The following is a 20268-nucleotide window of genomic DNA, read 5'->3' as shown; positions in this document are numbered from 1 at the left end:
GTCATGCCTGGAGCGCAGGTTTTTCCCTCACTTCGCGGCGGTCAGTCCGGGCACGAGCTTCGGATCATACTTCGCACCCTTCGACACCTGGATCAGCGTCATTCGCACCTTCGTCGGGAAGAACTTCTCGGGATCGGGTCGCTTGTGGGCGTGGAGATTTTTGTCGTCTTTGAGGACGAGGTGCATCTCCTTGATGCCCTGATTCCAGAGGATGTCGTTGGTCTGCCAGAACGTCGTCATGTCGAGATCCTTCTCGATCACGCCTGTCTTTGAATATGGCCCCGTGCCGATGCAGCCGTAGCCGTGGTTTTGGCCTTTGTAGGGGATGTAGCACACGCTCCACGACGTGGGCTGGTCGCCCGCCGGTTTTTCGAGCACTTCGAGGCGCAGATGCACCGTGCCATTGCGGTAATCGACCGGCGCCGTCCAATCCTTCGGACGCTGCGGATTCAGGCGGTCGTCTTTGAGGTAGTAGTGCGACTGGCTGGGCTTCGAGTTCAGCGCGTCCTCCTGCGTGAAGGTGAATGTCACATCAAAGAGCACAAACTGCTCCGCGTGCGCGGCGGTGGTGATCAAAGCAAGCGCGAGGAAGGAGAGGAAACGGTGGAGCATGGGTGGGCAGGTTGAGTTAAAGCGTTGATTGAAGGTGGAATGGTCAGACAGGCTGGCGAGTGACACGGATACTTTGAAGACGCAGTTCCTGGACATCAAATGTCTGAAGAGCCTCGCTTTGCTCCTCTCCAGTCGTCGGATGCAAAATCATGAGCCGGCTTGTTCTGCCCGCGTGGAGCTTTTGCGCGAGCTGGCCGTAGCAGATGAGCTGGCGCAGGTCATCAATGCGCGGCCAGTTTTGCGCATCGGGGAGTTTGTATTTCGCATCGCCGACCCAGAGGTCGTTTTGATCCAGCCAGAAAAAGTCGGCGTCTTGGGCGATGCGCCTCTCGGGTGCCACGAGCAGCGTGCCGAGGCGTTTCTGCGGATCGATGCGCTGCTGGAAGGTCTTTTCGAGCCAGCGCAGGCAGTAGTCCTCAAACAACCGGTTCATGTTGATGAGGAAAACGAAGCTGCCGCTGCTGCCAGCGTGGATCTCACGGCCCTGGCCGGTCAAAACGGCCAGCGCGAGGTCATGACATGGCCGCCAGCGCATGTTCAGCCGCGACCAACGGATGCCTGACGCGGCTGCGACGGCCTGGAAAGGCTGCACGGACTCGACTTCATCCAGCATCGCGAGTGCGTCGCGCAGGTCCGCAGCGGCACCGCGGAGGCGCACGCGCTCCAAGAGCACCTCGGTGGCACAGCGCAGCAGGCGGGCAAGCGAGGTGTCCGGCGTGAACTCATCCCATGAGCACGCGATCACATCCGGACGGCCAAAATGAACCGTGGACTGACGTGCAAAGTCGATGCGACCGCGCACCAGGCGCAAATCATCGCTCATCCCGATGTATTCCTGCGGCAGACCGAGACTGAGCTGATCACGCAGTCGCCACGCAAAGAGCCACGCCAGCAAATCGCAGATGGAGTCGGGTGAATCCTCCACCCCGGCCTCGCCAGCGTCAATGAGGCCTTCGTGGCCGGACTCTTCGAGCAGCCACAGCAGGTTTTTCATCACCGTGCCTGCGCGTTGATCCGTCACCTGCGCATCCTTCACGAGTCCGGCATCGAGTTTCGGATAAATCTCCACGCAGACTCCGCCGGCCTCGATCACGCCTACATGCTGCTGCGCCTGCAAGATGCAGCCATCCGCGCCTTCGAAGCTCAAAGGCGGCTGCGGCAGCCCATGCGCCTCCTGCCAGGCCGTGGCAGCATCCAGCACCGCCTGCCGCGTGTCGTGACTCCAGCGCACGCTCACACGTTGATGCTCACAAAGGCGCAAAGGCTCGGAAGTCACGATTCAGTGAGATTGGCTTTCAAAACGGCCCAGCAGTCCAACTTGGGTGTTCCTGGTGGTTCTTCATCCGTGAACCAGCGCCAGCGGTTCCGCTGGTATTTGGACTCCACCGTTGCCTTCAGTTCCCTCAAGAAGCCTTGGTTGTCGTTTCGTTTCTCCTCACCGAGCACGAAGCGTGCGCCGTCGATGTCATTGAAAAAGTACTCTTGGAGCAGCGGCACCACTTTCCGGCGAAACACCCGGTTAAAGCCTTCCGCATCCTTCACGCTCATGAAGAAGGCATGGCCGATGCGGTGATCCCGATCCTTTCGCAGCTCGATCCGCTCATTCAGGCGGTTGAGCACGGCTTTCATCTCATCCGACAGACCGCCACAAACGCTGAAATCCGGTGCCAGCTCCTCAAAATCAAAACGCCGCCGCAGCGCCACATCCAGCAGAGCCAGTGATTTGTCCGCCGTGTTCATGGTGCCGAGGATGTAAAGATTCGGCGGCACCGCGAAAAGCTCACGCGAGGATGGCAAAGTCACCCGCAGCGCATTCTCCGCACCCTCTCGCTTGTCCTCCTCGATGAGCGTGATCAGCTCCCCAAAGATTCGGCTGATGTTCCCGCGATTGATCTCGTCGATGATGAGGACGTGGGATTCGTGCTTTGGATTGCCTTCCGTTGAAGCTGCCTTTGCATAAGGATCGTCTTGTGCTGCATCTTTTGGCATCCCTTGAGCTTTACGCCAATCGCCAGCCTGCCTTCCTGCTGTATTTGGGTTTATACCTGCCAAGACGGCTTCTTTAACAATTTCCTTCCATAACGGCACTCGTCCGAGACTCGCTAAAAGGTTATCAGCGATCTTCCATACCCTTCCCGTTTCAGAGTCATCGCTTTTTGGTCTTCGCAGGTATTCATCCTCTGAGGGCGCAACACCCGCTCCTTGATTGAATGGTGAACACGCAAGACGAGCATCAAGTGCAATTTCTTTGAAAACGCCGTCTCGCACCTCAAACTTGGCCTGTCCATCTTCACCCATCACCGGCCTGATTCCCTCGATAAAATCCTCGTAGCTGAACGACTGATGAAAAGTCGCGAAGCGGATGCGTCCCTCTGCACAAGCTTTGTCATAAGTGGCTTTGGCCTCCTTCATATTTTCGATTTTTCGTCCCACAATGATTTCGGCAGCACGGCGGATGACCTCGTAGGTCTTGCCAGTGCCGGGTGGGCCGTAGAGGATTTGGTTCAGGGGTGGGAGCATGAGATCGGTGGCGGGCGGCTGAGGTGCTGACTCTACTGCTTGTGAGATAGTATTCGTGGCTCTGGGTGTTTTTGTTTTCTCCGGGTCGCATTCACTGCACCAAACGGGACTTGGGCATCCTGGGTGGAAGGGGCGGTTGGCTTTCACCCATTCGATCAATGGTTCCAACTCTTGGTCGCACAGTTTCCAATAAGAAGCGGTCAGATTGGGTTTAGGAAGCCACCAGTTTAGTGTGGGGCACGTTCCACGGTGAAACTTCAGCAGGTCGCTGGCCTTCCGGGTTTGAGAGGGGACATTGATAATATAGCCATCTGGGTTCTGCCGAACCCATTCCCGGTAACCATCGTCGTCATTTTGAAAGAGGTGCATGTGCTATCCTCATAAAACACGTTCCACACCGCTTTCGAGCGGGTTTTTCACCGCCGCCCGTGATTGAAATCGACTGGCTTCTTGACGGTCTTCGCGCCGAGGTTGCCTTCGATGGTGCCGCGGGCGCAGGTGGGATCGACGACGATGGTGGCGGGCTTGTTTTGGAAGGTGTTGCCGGTGAAGACGAGGTCGTGGCCGTTCGGGGCGAAGGTGACGGCTTCCTCGGGGCAGTGGTCGCCGAGTTGGAAAATGTTGTCCTTCACGATGATGGGGCCGTAGGTCGCGTCAGGCTCGTAAAGGGTGAAGTAAAGCTCGGGGAACTGGCCGGGCTGCCCGGTGCGGTAGGCGATGCGGCCGAGGCGCGGGTTGGGATCGTTCTTGGTGGTGTTGTTGATGAAGACGTTGCCTGTCATGATGAAGTTCACCGGCTGGTTGATCCACGCGCCGCGTCCGCCGTTGCGGAAGGTGTTGCCGGTCATGGTGACATCCGTGCAGCTCTTCTCGACGCTGATGACTCGGCTACCGTTGGTGCCATCGACGAGATTGCCGGTGATGGTGGCGTTTTGGCAGAACTCGGCCAAAAAGAACGCGCCCATGCGGCTGCCGAGGATGTGATTGTTCGCGAAGACGATGTTTTTGCAGCGCTGGATGTGCATCGTGTCGCCAATGGCGCTGAGCTGGCAGCCGATGACGCGCACATCGCGAGCGCCGACGATATCAAAGGCTCCTTTGCCCGGTCCGCTGCCGGTGGGGGCATAGGCGCCGAGGTAGGCGGCATTGACGAGAAACACGAGCGCTCCTCCGCCTTCGTTTTCGAACTTGATCGGTGGACCCGCGAGCGTGTCCGCGATGCGGATGTAGCCCGGGGTGGATTCGATCACAAAGTATTGCCGACCACGGACGACGTTCCTGGGCAGGTCCTTCCCCATGAAGGTGATGGTGTCCTTCGGGTCGTCCGTCTGGCTGACTGCCAGCGGCCGGTTGGTGTTGTCAAAGCTCACTTTGTCTCCGTTGAAGGTCACGTCGCGCATCAAGTCGGTGCGGAAGTACTTCCTCGCGCGCTCGACCTCCCAAGGCTCGTAATGCTCCGGAAAGGTCATGATCTGCCACAGGTAGCCGTAATCCCACATGAACTTTCCGCTGCGCAGCAGCGTGCAGCTTTCGACGGCGACACGCTCAGCGTAGTGCTCGACATCGCTCTCGCTCTTCTTGCCGTATTTGCCATGCACGCCAATCACTGCCGCAGCCATGCCATTCGACTTCACGTCGCGGAAAAGCAGGTCGTGCGTGCCGCCCACGACCGTCGTGGTGATCTCGATGCCCTTTGTGTTCACGTTCGGCTCCCAGGTGTTGTCCTTCTGCGCCGGATCAAACACATGCCCAATGAACTCCCCGCCATGCCACGCGAAGTGCGCGATGTTTTCCCCGGCAAAAAGCACGATGCGAGCCTGATCCGGCAAGGTCTTCGGCAAAATGAAGCGTGCGCCATGGGCCATGACGGTCGTGTTTGACTTCAACGGAATCGGCTTTGAGCCATCCAGATGATAGTCACCGGCTGGGATCGTCACGACGCCTTCTTTGGCGAGCAGCGTGGAGAGTTTCGCCGAGTCATCGGCGATGGCCGGGGTGGACAGGAGTAGAAGAGCGGTCAGGAGCTTCATGAGCCGATCATAACGGCTTCGTGGTGCCCAACTCCACGACAAAGTCTGTGCGAATGGCGACGCACCGCTCTTTTCACGCCAGCACGCCCTTCACGATCTCGCCATGGATGTCCGTCAGGCGATAGTCGCGGCCTTGGAAGCGGTAGGTGAGGCGGGTGTGGTCGAGGCCGAGGAGATGAAGGGCGGTGGCGTTGAGGTCGTGGATGTGCACGGGGTCTTTGACGATGTTGTAGCTAAAGTCATCGGTCTCGCCATGGACGTGGCCGCCTTTCACACCGGCTCCAGCCATCCAGACGCTGTAGCAGCGCGGATGATGATCGCGGCCGTGATTGTCGCGGGTGAGCACGCCCTGCGAATACACGGTGCGCCCAAACTCGCCGCCCCAGATGACGAGCGTGTCATCGAGCATGCCGCGCTCTTTCAGTTCGGCCAAAAGCGCCGCGGTGGGCTGGTCGGTGTCGTGGCACTGGCTCTTGATGCCGCTGGGCAGGTTGTTGTGTTGGTCCCAGCCGCGATGGTAGAGCTGGATGAAGCGCACGCCGCGCTCGGCGAGCCGGCGGGCAAGAATGCAGTTCGCGGCATACGTTCCCGGCTTCTTCGATTCAGGACCGTAGCGCTCGTAGATGTCGGCGGGCTCTTTGGAGAGATCGGCGAGATCAGGCACGGCAGACTGCATGCGGAAGGCCATCTCGTATTGGTCGATGCGGGCCTGCGTTTCGGGATCGTGGTAATCGGCGAGCTTGAGTCGGTTCAGCGCGGCGACATCGTCGAGCATGGCGCGGCGTCGCTCCGTGGTGATGCCGGGCGGATTGGAAAGGAAGAGCACGGGGTCCTTGCCGGAGCTCATGCGCACGCCCTGATACTTCGACGGCAAAAAACCGCTGCCCCACATGCGTTCGTGCAGCGGCTGCGCATTCGTGGGACCGCTGGGACGCGAGATGAGTGCCACAAACGCAGGCAAGTCCGCGTTGTCCGAGCCGAGACCATACGACACCCACGCGCCAAACGCAGGCCGCCCGCCAATTTGATGCCCGGTTTGCAGCAACGTCATCGCCGGATCGTGATTGATGGCCTCCGTGTGCAGCGAGCGGATGAGGCAGATCTCATCGGCGAACTTCGACGTGTGCGGCAGCAACTCGCTCAGCCACATGCCGCTCTGGCCATGCTGCGCAAACTTGAACACCGACGGCGCGATGGGGAAACGCTTCTGCCCCGCTGTCATGCCTGTGAGGCGCTGCTCACCACGCACCGAGTTCGGCAAATCCTTGTCAAACTGCGAGGCGAGCCCCGGCTTGTAATCAAACAGATCGAGCTGCGACGGCGCACCCGCCTGCGTGAGCCAGATGATGCGCTTCGCCCTCGGCGCAAAGTGAGCCGCAGGCGCGCCGAAGAGCTTTGGATTCGCGAGCGATGCCAGCGCGAGGCTCTTGAGCCAGTTGCGACGCGAGAAGGGTGCGAGGGAGGATTCGGTGCTCACGAGCGGAGAAATGAGGAATTGAAAGGCGTGGCGATGTCGGTCATGATGTCGGACATGAAGACCGCATCCAAGAAAGCCGCCAAAAAAGTCCGTGTGCGCAGCCAGAAGCCGCTGCGGCGTGAATTCACCGTCCGTGACATGAACCGCAGCGGTGCGGAATTGCTGGAGGCGGCGCGGAAGCTGGGACGGGTGACAGTGAAAAGCCGGAGCGGGGAGGTGTTTGAAGTGCGTGCCGTGACGGACTCGCCGACAGCCAATGTGCTCGCGGATGCCGTGCTGAAACGCATGCGCCAGCATCGTGAGCGACTTGCAGAGGTCGGATACAAAGAACCGAGCCCGGAGGGTTGGGAGGTCATCAGCCAAGCGATCTCAGGTGAACGATGAAGCCCTACGCTGACACGAATTTTTTGACCGCCTTTTACAGTGGCGGCATTCACGCCACTCAGGCAGAACGGTTGATTCAACAGAAGGCTACAGAGGGTGGCGGCCCGATAGCAGTGACATTTCTGACCCGCATGGAGGTCATCAATTCGTTTCAGCAACAGGTTTACTTCACCCGGAATGGTGTTCCTGGAGTCCATGCCAGCCCTGAGGCAGCGATGCTGGAGGAGGCTTTGTTTTTGGACGATTTGCGGGACGGGACCTTCGTCCACCTGATGCGAATCGAAGACGAAACACTGGCGACTGTGTTTGAGGAATTGGTGCATCGGCACACGATCAAACACGGCTTCAGAGCCTACGACAGCATGCACGTCGCCTCCGCGCTCATTTTGGGCTGCGATACCTTTTGGAGCTTTGACACCAAGGCTCGGAAGCTGGCGGAGCTGGAAGGGCTGAAGGTGAACTAAAGGCATCGCGATCACTCCTTGGTGATGGTTTCGTCGAGATTGATGAGCGTGCTGGCCACCGTGGTGTAGGCGGCGAGTTCATCGGGGCTCAGTTTGTCGTCCGTTTTGGCTTCGCCGAAGGTGAGGAGCTGTTTGGCAGCTTCTGCGTCTTTCGTGAAGTCCTTGATGGATCGCTCCACGGCGGCGGTGAGGACTTGGAGTTCTTGTTGGCTCGGATTTCGTCCGAGAAGCAGGTGAAAGCCATGTGCGAGGCGGGATTCGATGCTCGTGCCGCCTTCCTTAATCATGCGCTGAGCCAGAAACCGAGCCGCTTCGACATACGTCGGATCGTTCATCAAATTGAGCGCCTGCAGTGGCGTGTTCGAGCGCGAGCGGCGAAGAGCGCAGGTCTCGCGGAAAGGCGCGTCAAAGAGCAGCATGCCCGGATGCGGCACGCTGCGCTTCCAGTAGGTGTAAAGGCTGCGTCGATGCAGATCATCGCCGCTGCCTTGCTGGTAGGTGGCCTTGGGATTGTCGCGCTGCGCCACGACCTGCTCATAAAGCCCCGGCGGGTGATACGGCTTCACACTCGGACCGCCGATCTTCTCCACGAGCAATCCGCTGGCCGCCAAAGCTTGATCACGAATCACCTCCGCACTCAAACGATGCCGCGGCCCGCGTGAGAGCCAGGTATTCATCGGATCCAACTGAGAACTGCGAACCGAGAACTGTGAACTTTGTTGGTAGGTCTCACTCGTGACGATCAGCTTCACGAGCTTCTTCACATCCCAGCCGCTTTCTTGAAACGTCACCGCGAGCCAGTCAAGCAGCTCAGGATGGCTCGGCGGCTCGCCTTGAGAGCCAAAATCCTCGCTCGTGCGCACCAGCCCAGTGCCGAAGAAATGCTGCCAGAAGCGGTTCACGATCACACGGGCCGTGAGCGGGTTCTCACGGCTCACGAGCCACTTGGCGAGCCCCAGTCGATTGCGCGGCAAATCGGCAGCGAGAGCCGGCAAAACGGCTGGCGTGGCCGCTTCGACCTTCTCACCCGGCTTGTCATAAGCCCCGCGCATCAGGATGAAGGTGGGGCGCATCTCCTTCTGCTCCTCCATGACCAGCGTGGTCGGAATCTCAGCCTCCGCCGCGGCAATCTGCTTCTTCAAAGCAGCCTCCTCTTCACTCAAGCGACGGTGCTCAGGCATCTGCGCCATGCGAAAGCTCGCGAGCTGCTTGCGCTCCGCCGCGGTGCGTTTGGCGGCCTCTTTTAACGCGATCGTCACGATGCTCGCGGGCGCGATCAGTTCCGTCGCATTCGTCGCGGCAAACAAACGCCACTGCGAAGGCCCGCCGGCATTCTCGACACCGATCGAGATCGCCACCTCGGCGTCTTCGAGAGGCTTTTCGAGCTCAAACAGCGCCTGCACCGGCTTGTCGGGTGCCACCGAGAGCACCGATTTGGTTTTACGGTCGTTGTCGAGCACGTTGGCATGCGTGGCGTCGATGGCGTGCAGCTTCGATTTGCCGACTTTGAGCTCGCTCCATTGAAAACTGGCCGAAGGAGCCGTCGTCGAGCATTCGAGACGTATTGCCGTGATTTTGCCCGCTGGCAGCTTCGCCCGGATCACGATGTTGTTGGCCCGCGTTTCCTGTGGGCCGACCAAAACGGCCTTGTCGGCGATTTGAGGCGGATTGTCGCCGCCAGTGGCTTTTTGCGGCTCCAGCGGCTGCCAGTCGATCTTCGTCGTAGCGAGCTTTTTCGCCCAAGGCTCGAGATCACCGGCTGCGAGGCCTTTGAGCTGATCTTCGACCGGTTTGAGCTTCGCATTCAGCGCGGTGATTTTCGCCTCCAGCTCCGGCGCAGGTAGTTTGACGAAAGGCGGCGCGTTTGTGCGCACCGGGTTGCTGTAAATGCCCACGCCGCGCTCCGGCACATTGTGGAAGAAGGCCTTCATCGCGTAAAAGTCGTGCTGCGTGAAGGGATCGAACTTGTGATCGTGACAGCGGGCGCAGTTGAAGGTCTGCCCCATCCAGACGGCGGCAGTCGTCTCCACGCGGTCGGCCGTGTATTCGGCCAAAAACTCCTCCGCGATGATGCCGCCCTCCTCATTGAGCATGTGATTACGATGAAACCCCGTGGCGATCTTTTGATCCAGCGTGGCCCCCGGCAGCAAATCCCCCGCGATTTGCTCGATGGTGAACTGATCGAAAGGCATGTTCGCATTGAACGCCTTGATCACCCAGTCCCGCCAAGGCCACAGCTCGCGATCACGATCCACCTGGTAGCCGTTCGTATCCGCGAACCTCGCCGCATCCAGCCACCCGACCGCCATGTGCTCGCCGTAGTGCGGTGAATCGAGGAGAGCGTCCACCTGCTGTTCGTAGGAAGACAATGAGTCAGGCTCTTTCCCCGTCTCCTTGTCTGATTGTCTCCTTGTCTGATTGTCCTGCATCGGCGGCAGCCCGGTGAGATCCAAAGCCAGCCTCCTCATCAAAGTTTCCCTCGAAGCCTTCGGCGCAGGCTGAAGCCCATGCTTCTTCAACTCCGCCCGAATGAAATCATCAATCGAGTTACCCGACTTCGGCTTCGCCGGCGGCACGAAGGCCCAATGCGGCTCATACTTCGCTCCTTCGGCGATCCACTGCTTCAGCGTGTCTTTTTGCTTCGCCGAGAGCTTCTTGTGCGACTCCGCTGGCGGCATCAGATCATCCGCATCAGTCGTGGTGATGCGTTCGATCAGCGTCTGCGTTCCCAACTTGATCAGTTCCTCGCGCACATCGAGCCGCAGATCGCCCTTGCGGTTGTTTTTGTCCGGTCCGTGGCAGTAAAAGCAGTTGTCACTGAGGATCGGGCGGATGTCGCGATTGAACGACAGCTTTTCAGCGTGACCGGAAACAGCTGTGAAGACGGAGAAGAGAAAAACCCGGACGACGATCATGGCCCCATCATACGGCCCCGCACGGTCATTTCCTGCCGGGAGCGACGCCCCGCTGGCTTAGGGAACAGGTTGATTCCGGCGAAACCAGTCGATCAGATTACGCTTCTTCGGCGTGGGCGCAGTTTGCTCCGCAGGCTGGGCCGTAGGCGGCAGCGGTGCTGGCAGGTGGTCGTTGAGACGCTCGTGGATGTGCTGGCCGACGGCCATGGTCTCCAGGCCGTTGACTTGGTTGTCCTTCAGCATCTGCTGTGAGGCATCCGCGCCACCTTCCCTTGGGTCGATGAGCTGGGGATTGATCATGAGCACGAGCTCCTCGCGGGACTTGGTGTCGTCCACACGGCGGAAGAGCGTGCCGATTAGCGGGATATTGCCGAGGATGGGCACTTGTGAGCGGGTGTCGGTGAAATGGGTGTCAATGAGGCCGCCGATGACGACGGGTACCTGGTGCCTCGCCACGACGGTGCCGCTGACGGTGCGGGATTGCACGGTATCAACGCTCTGACGCTGGAAGCCGTTGTTGTTCGGCACCAGCACGGACGCGCCGTTGGTGGTGATGTTGGAGTTTTCCTGGAGCAGACGGAGAGTGACCGTTTTGTCAGCGTTGATGTTCGGCGTGATGAGCAGGGTGGTGCCGACGGGACGGAATTCGATGTCGGTGCTGCCCTGGGTGACGACGTTGTTGATCGCACCGGGAATGACCGCGCCGCCGTTGAAGCTGCGGTTCAGCGGACGCTCCTCGCCGATGAAGAGGCGGCTGACTTCGTTGTTGGCGATGAGCAGGGTAGGGGTGGAGACGACGCGCACCTGGCCCTTCTGCTCCAGCACCTGGATGCGGGCGCTGAAGTTGTTGCTGGCAAAGCGGAAGCTCAAATCGCCTGCCTGCACTGGGTTGGCTCCAAAGCCGGCCTGGAAGCGACCATTGTCGAAAAGGTAATCGACGGCGCTGCGGTAGCCCTGATCCATGCGGACACGCAGGATTTTGACTTCGAGAAGGACAGTCTGTGTCGGCACATCGACGCTTGTGATGAGTTCCTTGATCTGCGCCATGGCCCGGCTGTCGCCCGTGCGGACGATGACCTTGTTCAGCCTTTGAATGACGGTGACAAAGATGTTCACGCGGTCGTCGAGCATTTTCTCAGCGTTCTCGGCACGGTCTTCGAGCGTTTGAATCTCCTCCGCAGTGAGGTTTTCGATGCGCTGCGGCTCGGGAATCGTTTGGAATGAAGTCGTGTTGAAACCCGATCCGAATCCGCCGGCACCAAAGCCACCAGCACCAAGGCCGTTTCGCCCAACTGAGACGCGACCGCCAGCCATGCCTCCGGCACCCGTCATCTGTGCCGCACTATTCACTGAATTGTTGCCTGTCTGCCCGCTGACACCCAAATTCTGGCTGCGCCCGTCCACGATGTCGAAGCGTTGGAAGCGTTGCTGGAGTTCCATGGTGGCCTGGAAGTCCTGCATGAAGTTGCTCTGGTTCATGCGCACTCGCGGGCCGTAAAGATCCTGGATGGCGCGGCCCACGTCGTTCGCGTTCGGGAAACGCAGGTCGAAGACCTCGGTGAGCTCTTCCTGAAAGCTGCCGAGGTCACGCTTATACTCCTCCGGGGTGTGAATGCGGATGATGCCGCTTTTTTCATCCTCGCGGAACCACAGGTTGTGGGAGCGGCAGAGAGCCTCCACGGCATCGCGGGCCTGCACTTGCGTCAGATAGAGGCTCACGATCGTTTTTCCGGCCTCGACCGAACTGACGACATTCAGCCCGCCAGCCTCGGAAAGAATGCGCGCGGCATCGGACAGCGGCACCTGGCGCAGATCGATGACCTCCATGCGGCCGGTCTGGGCCTGCGCATGCATGGCGAGGAGGAAGAAGAGAAGTGAAAGGAGTCGGTTCATTGCAGGCGGAGGGTTTGTTTGAGCGGCAGGATCTCGATGGTGGCGCTTTCCTTGTTCAGCTCGGTGAGCTGGAGGCTGAGATGGCTGAATTCGCCGGAAAGGCTCAGCGTGCCGCCCTGCTTGAGAGCGAGGATCTGCTTGTTCACCTCGATGATGATTAGCCCCTGGCCGGTTTGATTGATGATCTTGCCGCGCATGAGGATGGCGGGCATGCTTTGCTCACTGGCCTTGTTTTGAACGGTGGCCATGAGGAGCTTCTGCAGGGCGGCGTCAGGCACGGTGGGATCGACTGGCGGTTTGGGCGGCTCCGGCGGTGTCTGCGCGGCGGCATTTAGCGCCAGCAGCAGGAGGAGGGTGAGCAGGTGTTTCATAGGCATGGAAAAGGTTCAGCGAATGTTGTTGCCGGGGCCGGTGGCGGCGAAGAGGGCCATGAAAAACGAGAGGTACACATACCCCACGACGCTTCCGACGATGATGATGACCGCGGGCTCGACCAGCGCGGTGAGGCGGCGGATGTGGCGCTCGAGCTGCGCCTCGTGAAATCGCGCCACCTCGTCCAAAACATTGTCCAGCGTGCCGGAGGACTCGCCCACGGTGATCATGCGCGGCAGCATGGGCATGAAGCCATGCGCCTGTTCCAGATGGCGTCCGAGTGGCTCGCCTTGCAGCACTCGCTCGCGTGCCGCGCCGATGATGGCGGAGAGGCGTCGGTTGCCGATGAGGTTCTCACACACGCGGAGACCTTCTAGGATGGTGACGCCGCTGGTCAGCAGCACGGAAAAGCTGCTGGCGAAGAGAGCGGTGCCGCCGGTGCGCAGCGCCTTGCCCAGCAGCGGCAGGCGCAGCGCGGCACGGTCGATGAAGGCACGTCCCGGCGGCCAGAAAAACACCAGCAGCAGGGCAAAAAGCAGGGCGACGAGGCCAATAAGCGAGCTGAGGCCGTGCATCTGCGTCCACTCGCCGAGATCGACGAGGCGCTGCGTCATGGGCGGGAGTTTTTTACCCAGCGCACGCAGAAAGACCTGCATCTTCGGCAGCACGCCGACGATCATGAAGACGGCGAGGCCCATGGCCACGAGGAACACGATGACAGGATACATCAGCGTCGTGATCAGCCCGGCACGCAGCGTGCGCTTCTTTTCCAAAGCGGCCGCGGCACGTTCCAGGACGGGCGCGAGGTGACCGGTCTGCTCGCCCACACTGACGAGCTGCACCACGATGCGGCTGAAGCAGGCATGACGGGCGATGGCATCGGCCAGCGACGCGCCGTTTTCGATGTCGATGATGACCTGCTCCCACACGCGGCGCAGGCGGCCGCGCTCGGACTGCTCGGCGATCAGGCGCAGGGCGCTCAGCAGTGTCAAACCACTGCGCAGCAGCGTGGCGAGCTGGTAGAGGCTGACCTCGACATCGAGCGAGCGAATCCACAACCAGGTCGAGGGACTCAGCGAGAAGTCTGCGCCACCGCTCCGGCTCGTGTTTTCTTCAATACCGAGCACCAGCCAGCCGCGTGTGCGCAGTTCCGCGGCGGCGGCGGAGCTGGACGAGGACTCCAGCTCGCCCTGAAGACGGGCGCCGGAGGCATCGCGGGCGGTGTAGGTGAAGGCGGGCATGATTCAAAAAAGCGAGTTACCAGACCGTCACCGCGCCACGCACGTCCTCCAGTGTGACCACCCCGGCGCTGAGTTTCTCCGCCGCGTCCTGCACGAGCAGCGGCAGGCCGCGCAGACGCATGTGCTCGACCATTTCAGCCTCACCGGCGCCTTCCGTGATGAGGCGCGACCATTCCTCATCCATGGGCAGCATCTCAAACAAACCCACGCGGCCCGCATAACCACGTCCGGCGCAGTAAAGACAGCCCTGAGGGCGGAAATGCGATGTGCCGGCGAGCTGCGGTGCGGCGAGGAAAGCGATGTCCTCCGGTCGCAAAGGCTCCGGCGTGATGCAGCGGGAGCAGCACTTCCGCACCAGCCGCTGCGCCACCGCGAGGCGCAGCGTGGAGGCGATGAGGAAGCGCTCCACGCCCATCTCCGCCAGACGCACGACGGCCCCAGCAGCGGAATTCGTGTGTAGCGTGGAAAAGACCAGATGACCGGTCAAAGCAGCCTTGATGGCGATGTCCGCCGTCTCGCGGTCGCGGATTTCGCCGATCATCACGACATCGGGGTCATGCCGCAACAAGCTGCGCAAAGCGCTGGAGAAGCTGACCTTGTCCGCGCTGTCCACCTCGACTTGCACGATGCCGGGAATCTCGTTTTCGACCGGGTCTTCGACGGTGATGACATTCAGCGCCTCGGCGGCGATCAGCTCGCGGATGGCCGCATAAAGCGTGGTCGTTTTGCCGGAACCCGTGGGGCCGGTGAGCAGAATGAGGCCGTGCGGCTTGCTGATGGCGGTGCTGAACATGCCGTGGTGCGTCGGGCTCATGCCGAGTGCCCCGAGGGAGAAGCGGCTGCTGTCCACGGCCATGAGGCGCAGCGTCATGCGCTCGCCATGACGTGCGGGCAGCGTGGCCACGCGCACATCCACCACCTGGCCGCGAGCGCCACCCTCGCTGTGACGGAAGGAACCGTCCTGCGGCGAGCGCTTTTCGGCGATATTGAGGCCCGCGATGATCTTGAAGCGGTTCAGCAGCGCCGCGTGCAGGCTCATCGGCAGTCGGAAGGCATCTTCGAGAGCACCATCGACACGCAGACGCACGCGCAGCTCCTTTTCACCTGGATCAAAATGAATGTCCGAGGCCTGGCGCAGCATCGCCGCACGCAGGATGTCATTGGCGAGCTGGCGTGCATCGGCCTCCACCTCGTCACCGCTCGTCGCCGCAGCGTTTTGGCCGCGTTCGGTGTAGCGGGCCAGCGTTCCAGCGCCGCCGGTGGAGGCTTCACGATACTGGCGGTCCAGCGCCCGACTGAGCGATGCAGGTTCCGCCTGCACGGCACGAATCGGATGATCAAAGTAGCGCTGCAAGGTGCGCAGCGAGGCTTCATCCTCCGCGATCTGGCAGGCCAGCCACACGCAGCCCTCATGCACCGCGAAGGGCAGCAGCCGGCGACGCAGCGCGATGGAGGACGGCAGCCGCAGAGCCTGCACGGCATCAATGCGCACGGCATCGAGATCCAGCAGCGTGGCGGCTGGAGCAGCGGCAGGTCTGGCGGGCGCGGCGATCATGATTTCACCGGGCTGGCGGCACGCTGGCGGAGACGTGCGGCACGTTCAAAGACCTGGCCGGGCTGGCGTGAGAGCGCGTTCACGCTCTGCTCGCTGATTTCGCCGCGAACAAAAAGCTCCGCGAGGCTCTGCTCCATCGTTTGCATGCCCTGCTGGCCGCCGGACTCCATGGCGGAGTAGATGAGATTGCTCTTCCCGCTGGCGACGAGATTCGCCACCGCGCCAGTCACAGTCAGCACCTCTGCCGCGAGCACGCGTCGTCCGCGTGTGGTGATGCCATCGGCCTGCTGGCGTGCCACGGGGCCGTCCGCCACGAGCAAGTGCTGCGCCACCACGGCGCGAAGCACGAGCGCGAGCTGCCTGCGGATGCCATCCTGCTCCGCCGCGGGAAACACGGCCACCATGCGCTCGATCGCCCCCACGCAATCGCCCGCATGCACGGTGGTGAAGACGAGGTGCCCTGTCTCGGCGGCGGTGATCGCTGTGCGGATGGTGTTCAGGTCACGGATTTCCCCCACGAGGATCACATCCGGGTCCTGCCGCATGGCGGAGACGAGCGCATCATTGAAGCTCGGTGTGTCGATGCCGAGCTGGCGCTGGTTCACGAGAGCCAGCTTGGACACATGCACATACTCGACCGGATCTTCGATGGTGATGATGTGGCAGCGGCGCTGGCGGTTGATTTGATCCAGCAGCGTGGCCAGCGTCGTCGTCTTGCCGGAGCCGGTGGGACCGGCGATGACCACCAGACCGTGCTGCTGGCGGCAGAGCTGGTGCAGTGATTCCGGCAGCCCGAGTTCCTTCAGCGGGCGAAATTGATCATCCAGGCGTCGCAGCGCGATGTTGAGCAAGCCTTGCCGCTGATACACATTCAAACGGAAGCGCACACCACGCTCGCTGGTCAGGGCACCGTCGTAGGAGCCGCAGTCACGGACGAGCGGCGCATTCACTGCCGCGCCGGTGATCTCGCGCACCCAGGCCGTGACCTGCTCATGGGTGATGGGCAGGAATTCCGCATCCGCCTCCAGCACGCCCTGCACGCGAAAATACGGCGGTTCCCCGCTGGCGATGTGCAGATCCGACGCGCCGAGATCGAGACAACGCGAAAGCAAGGTCTCCAACGGCAGGTTCGGATCAGGCGCGGCGTTCATGAGCTGGGTCAAAGGCGGAGGTGAAGCGTCCATTCGTGGATCGAATGGCCCTGCTCGGACTCCTGCATGGACAGGCCGAGCGGGAAGCAGGTGAGATTGGCCATTCCAGGCATGGCTTGCAGCGTGGCCTGCACACCCGGCCAGGTGCCAAGGAAACGAATGGCCCACACCTGGCCGATGCTGGTGGCTGGAGACGCTCCACGACGACCAGCAGAAGCATTCGCGACACTTGAACCCGCCGGTCCCTCCTCGACGACGACGAGGCCGTGCTTGCGCAGCAGATCACCCACCTGGGTGACGGACTCGGCACGTTGCAGCGCATCGCCGCCTTTCTTCAGCGCATCGGACTCACGCTGCACTTTTTCCAAATCCTGCTTCAGGCGGCTGAGATCGGCGGAAAGCGCCGCAGTGCTCGCCACGCCGCTGCCCGCTTGCTTCCGCGCCTGCTCAAGCTGCGTTCTCGCCTTGGACAAGGCGGAGTTGTGGCCGGGATTGATGAACACGGCGTAAATCATGAGCACCAGCGCTCCTGGGAAGACGAGGAGCAGCAATCGCTCACGAGCGGTGAGAGGAGGACGTTTCGCGGGCTTCATGGTTGGGTGGCCGTGGGCGTGGTTTCCATCCGCAGGTGAATCTCAAAGCTCCACACCGGCGTGCTTCCGGCGAGTTGTGCCTGCGTGCGGGCGGGCTGCACGGTCCAGCCGAGCGGTTGCAGCCTTTCGCCGACCTTTTGTGAAAACAGCGCGGCCAGATTTTCCTCCGAGCACCAGCCGGTGACGGTGGTTTCCATCGCAGGCGGCTGGTTCGGCGCGGGCTGGGAGATCGCGGCAGGAGCGTTCAGGGCACGCACCAGCACACCGCCCGGCTTTTCCATCGCCAGCGCCTCCAGCATGGCCCCAAAAGCCCGCAGCGCCTGGCTGTGCCGCTTCATGTCCGTCTCATGCTCGGCGCGGGCTTTCTGCAACTCTTGCGAAGCCTTTTGCACCTCACTTCGCAGGTTGCCGACCTCGGAAAGCTTCTTCACCTCGGTTTGTGCGGTGGTGAGCTGGAGCTGTGTCCACCACCAGTTTCCAGCGCAGAAGGCCAGCGCCAATGCGGTCGCGAAAGCACACAGAAGCACACGGCGGGCGGTGCTCATCGGACGTGCCGGCGGATGCAGTACCGGCAGCGGCTCTGGCGACTGGTCCAAAGCGCTCAACCAGCCGCTGAACCAGCCTTGCAGCGTTTCCGCATCGTGCAGACTGCGCAACGTGGCCGAGTCGCTGCTCAGATTGCCGCGGGTCGTCCAGACCTCGCGCCTATTTGGCTCCGCCTCGGCCTCCGCGGCCGGAAAACGTGCCAGCAATGGGTCCAGACCTCCGGAAAGCTCTGCTGGCAAAATGTCCAGCATGGCCGCACCGCGATGCCGCTGCCGCAAAAACAGCAAATCGTCCCAAACCTCCAGCGACTCGGCCGAAGAGGCTTTTTCACTCATCAAAACCATGCCTCCGGGATGCGCCAGGCCCGCGAGCGGTGCCCCGTGCCGCATCAACTCCGCCTCGACCTCCTGGCGCAGCCTCTCGCTCACCTGCGTGACCCACCACGTCTCCGCCACGCCATCGCCGCCCAGTCGGCGGGCCACCGTCAAACTGCTGCCCGCAGGCACGCCCGTCAGCGCCTCGGCCTCAAAAGCCAGCGCGGTGAAGCGCTCCTGCTCGCTGAGGCCTTGCAGACGGTTCGCCGAGACCTCGACGATGGCCGTGACCGCCGCCGTGGAAAGCACCCACACCTTCCGCGCCTTCGCTTTCACCAATCCCAACGCCGCCAACGTCAAAGACCCCGCATCCACCGCCCCCGGCGGTGCCACCGCCTTCCCCAACGCCACCAAGCGCCCCCGCGCGTCAAAATCGCCTCGAGCCACGAAACCTGGAGTGATGAGCAGCAGGGTGCGGGTCATGGGTTGTTGATGATCACGAGCGTGATGGTGTTAGGGCTGTCTGGCCGCACCTTCAGATACACCGGAGCACTCTTGAGGACACCAGCGGTGGTGGGTCTGGTTGGATCAGCATTCTTGAGCGCGTAGGCCCGAATAACCCGAATGCCTGGAGTCGTCGAAACGGGAGAAAAAGTCAGGAGATCGCTGTTGTGCTCGTGATATGAATCAAAAGGATCTCCCATGGCTCCCACTGGGCCAACAGCCGCTTTCGCTGCAATCGTTCCGGTTGAGGTGTTTGGTTCAAAAAGACGAACGAATACGCGTGTGATGTCAGAGCTGTTGAGAACAGTTCCTGCTGAGTTTTGAATCTCGACCTGAGGCAATACGGTCGCCTCCACCAGTTCAGAAAAGTTCACTGGATTCACTTCGAGATCAGCATCATACGCGTCCGCCCCACCAGGCACCCCATCGCGACCATAGCTGACGATTTGATCAATCGGATCTCCCGCAGCGACGGGCAAGATGCCGTTCAGAAGGCAATTGTTGGGAAAGCCGGGAACGACACCAACAGGCGTCACCAATTGCGCTCCCCAGCCATCGCGAGGCAGTAGATTGCCAGGAGTCAGGCGCAAGTATGGCCCACGCCAGCCAACGCCGAGCCGCACAGTGTCGGAACTGAGGTCAAGGTCGAGATCATCGGCTTCTGCCGAAGGCGTGCAATTGGATGTGATCGCTGGAATCACGTCGTAAGCCGCCATACCAGCAGGTTGCTCAACGAGTTCCGCCAACGTCAAAACCGTGCCTCCATCCACCACCTCGGCCACCGCTCTCGGCAGCCTTCCCGTGTCGGCCACAAAGCCGGTGTAAAGCAGCGTGCCGTCGTTGTCGCGGAGGTTGTCGGGGCCGAGGACGGCGTCGCGGATGTTTTCCAGCGTGCGCTGCGTGGCCTCGTAGCGGGCCTGATCGGCGATTCCGCTGCTGGAGGTCAGCGCCACGGTGGACAGCACAGCGAGGATCGAGAGCACGACAAGCAGCTCCAGCAGCGTGAGGCCGCTGCGGGGGATGAACGGGCGATGAAGAGTAGCTTTCATGAACGCGTGTCGGCGGTTCGCAAGAAAAGCACGAGGTCGTCCCCGCAGGCGGCGAGCGTGGGCATCGCGGTGGCGGGCGGTGTTTCGAGAATGCCGTCGGCTCCGGCGGAGACGAGACGGATGGTGAGCGCGGTGGGCGTCTGGATGACGATGGGGCGGCCCCAGCCGTCGAGAATGGCCGGATCATTGGCACCATCGCGTGCGCCGCTGTCCATGACATACGGTCCGCGCCAGCCGAGGCGTGTGTTCGGGTCAAAATTAGGCCATCCGGCCCTCCGGATAAAGAGCTCGGCAATGTCCTGCGGCAGGTCCGCCTCACGCTCGCCCAGATCGCTCCACAGGCCCTTTTTTCCATCCGGGCCGAGGATGGCCGCCCGCACCTCCATGAGCGTCTTCTCCGTGGCGATCTCCGATGCGGTTTTCCGATCTCCATCGAAGCCGAAGCGCAAATCGGTCAAATTCGGGACCACAATCCCAGCCACGGCGATGAGTACCATGAGCACGACCAGCAGCTCGATCAACGTCAGCCCTGAGGCAAAACGGTGACCGGCGCGGCGATGGTGAATGCGCGGGTGGATGAGCATGGAATTGGGGTTCTCTGGAGTTCGTTGCCAAAACCGTCTGCGTTCGGATTGCTCTGTCCCCATT

17 protein-coding genes are annotated in these 20268 nt (G+C 61.4%); 2 read left to right on the top strand and 15 right to left on the bottom strand.

Annotated features, from left to right (window positions below; all coding sequences use genetic code 11):
• Positions 1–27: 27 nt before the first annotated feature.
• The 5 genes from IAE77_RS25055 to IAE77_RS25035 all read right to left on the bottom strand — a co-directional run bounded on the left by IAE77_RS25055 (position 28) and on the right by IAE77_RS25035 (position 6579).
• A complete protein-coding gene (locus tag IAE77_RS25055; RefSeq protein WP_294232588.1) occupies positions 28–612 on the bottom strand; it encodes a hypothetical protein in 585 nt (194 codons plus the stop codon).
• Between the two features lie 43 nt (positions 613–655).
• Entirely contained in the window at positions 656–1888 is a 1233-nt protein-coding gene (locus IAE77_RS25050; protein WP_294232568.1) for a hypothetical protein, read from the bottom strand.
• The gene (locus IAE77_RS25045) at positions 1885–3501 is read right to left on the bottom strand and encodes an AAA family ATPase (protein WP_294232567.1); all 1617 of its coding nucleotides are present in this window, start codon (positions 3499–3501) and stop codon (positions 1885–1887) included. The genes IAE77_RS25050 and IAE77_RS25045 overlap by 4 nt, the downstream gene beginning before the upstream one ends.
• Positions 3502–3548: 47 nt before the next feature.
• Positions 3549–5162: a right-handed parallel beta-helix repeat-containing protein gene (locus tag IAE77_RS25040; protein WP_294232566.1), complete on the bottom strand. Its 1614-nt coding sequence runs from the start codon at positions 5160–5162 to the stop codon at positions 3549–3551.
• 73 nt (positions 5163–5235) lie between these two features.
• On the bottom strand, positions 5236–6579 hold the full coding sequence (locus IAE77_RS25035) for a DUF1501 domain-containing protein (RefSeq protein WP_345781018.1): 1344 nt from the start codon (positions 6577–6579) through the stop codon (positions 5236–5238).
• Positions 6580–6693: 114 nt separating this feature from the next.
• On the opposite strand from IAE77_RS25035, the gene IAE77_RS25030 reads away from it, so the two are divergent.
• Positions 6694–7023 carry a hypothetical protein gene (locus tag IAE77_RS25030; protein ID WP_294232564.1) on the top strand — a complete coding sequence of 110 codons (330 nt, stop codon included), beginning with the start codon at positions 6694–6696 and terminating at the stop codon, positions 7021–7023.
• The gene (locus tag IAE77_RS25025) at positions 7020–7487 is read left to right on the top strand and encodes a type II toxin-antitoxin system VapC family toxin (protein WP_294232563.1); all 468 of its coding nucleotides are present in this window, start codon (positions 7020–7022) and stop codon (positions 7485–7487) included. The genes IAE77_RS25030 and IAE77_RS25025 overlap by 4 nt, the downstream gene beginning before the upstream one ends.
• Before the next feature lie 11 nt (positions 7488–7498).
• On the opposite strand, the gene IAE77_RS25020 is transcribed toward IAE77_RS25025, so the two are convergent.
• From IAE77_RS25020 to IAE77_RS24975, 10 genes are read right to left on the bottom strand one after another with little or no spacing between them, the layout of a single operon-like run.
• On the bottom strand, positions 7499–10402 hold the full coding sequence (locus IAE77_RS25020) for a PSD1 and planctomycete cytochrome C domain-containing protein (protein WP_294232562.1): 2904 nt from the start codon (positions 10400–10402) through the stop codon (positions 7499–7501).
• A gap of 57 nt (positions 10403–10459) precedes the next feature.
• Entirely contained in the window at positions 10460–12295 is a 1836-nt protein-coding gene (locus IAE77_RS25015; protein WP_294232561.1) for a secretin N-terminal domain-containing protein, read from the bottom strand.
• Positions 12292–12666, bottom strand: coding sequence for a hypothetical protein (locus IAE77_RS25010; protein ID WP_294232560.1), 375 nt, complete (start codon positions 12664–12666; stop codon positions 12292–12294). Before IAE77_RS25010 ends, IAE77_RS25015 begins: the two co-directional genes overlap by 4 nt.
• A 15-nt stretch (positions 12667–12681) precedes the next feature.
• Entirely contained in the window at positions 12682–13908 is a 1227-nt protein-coding gene (locus IAE77_RS25005; RefSeq protein ID WP_294232559.1) for a type II secretion system F family protein, read from the bottom strand.
• 16 nt (positions 13909–13924) lie between these two features.
• On the bottom strand, positions 13925–15463 hold the full coding sequence (locus tag IAE77_RS25000) for a GspE/PulE family protein (RefSeq protein ID WP_294232558.1): 1539 nt from the start codon (positions 15461–15463) through the stop codon (positions 13925–13927).
• Positions 15460–16614, bottom strand: a complete 1155-nt coding sequence (locus IAE77_RS24995; protein ID WP_294232557.1) for a PilT/PilU family type 4a pilus ATPase — start codon at positions 16612–16614, stop codon at positions 15460–15462. The genes IAE77_RS25000 and IAE77_RS24995 overlap by 4 nt, the downstream gene beginning before the upstream one ends.
• An 8-nt stretch (positions 16615–16622) precedes the next feature.
• Complete coding sequence (locus tag IAE77_RS24990) at positions 16623–17207, bottom strand: hypothetical protein (protein WP_294232556.1); 585 nt, start codon at positions 17205–17207, stop codon at positions 16623–16625.
• Entirely contained in the window at positions 17204–18550 is a 1347-nt protein-coding gene (locus IAE77_RS24985) for a hypothetical protein (RefSeq protein WP_294232555.1), read from the bottom strand. The genes IAE77_RS24990 and IAE77_RS24985 overlap by 4 nt, the downstream gene beginning before the upstream one ends.
• On the bottom strand, positions 18547–19620 hold the full coding sequence (locus IAE77_RS24980) for a prepilin-type N-terminal cleavage/methylation domain-containing protein (protein WP_294232554.1): 1074 nt from the start codon (positions 19618–19620) through the stop codon (positions 18547–18549). Before IAE77_RS24980 ends, IAE77_RS24985 begins: the two co-directional genes overlap by 4 nt.
• Entirely contained in the window at positions 19617–20204 is a 588-nt protein-coding gene (locus IAE77_RS24975) for a hypothetical protein (RefSeq protein WP_294232553.1), read from the bottom strand. The genes IAE77_RS24980 and IAE77_RS24975 overlap by 4 nt, the downstream gene beginning before the upstream one ends.
• Positions 20205–20268: the final 64 nt, after the last annotated feature.

It is taken from the genome of Prosthecobacter sp. (assembly GCF_014879935.1).
Classification (GTDB): domain Bacteria; phylum Verrucomicrobiota; class Verrucomicrobiia; order Verrucomicrobiales; family Verrucomicrobiaceae; genus Prosthecobacter.
This window is presented reverse-complemented; position numbering and strand designations above follow the sequence as displayed.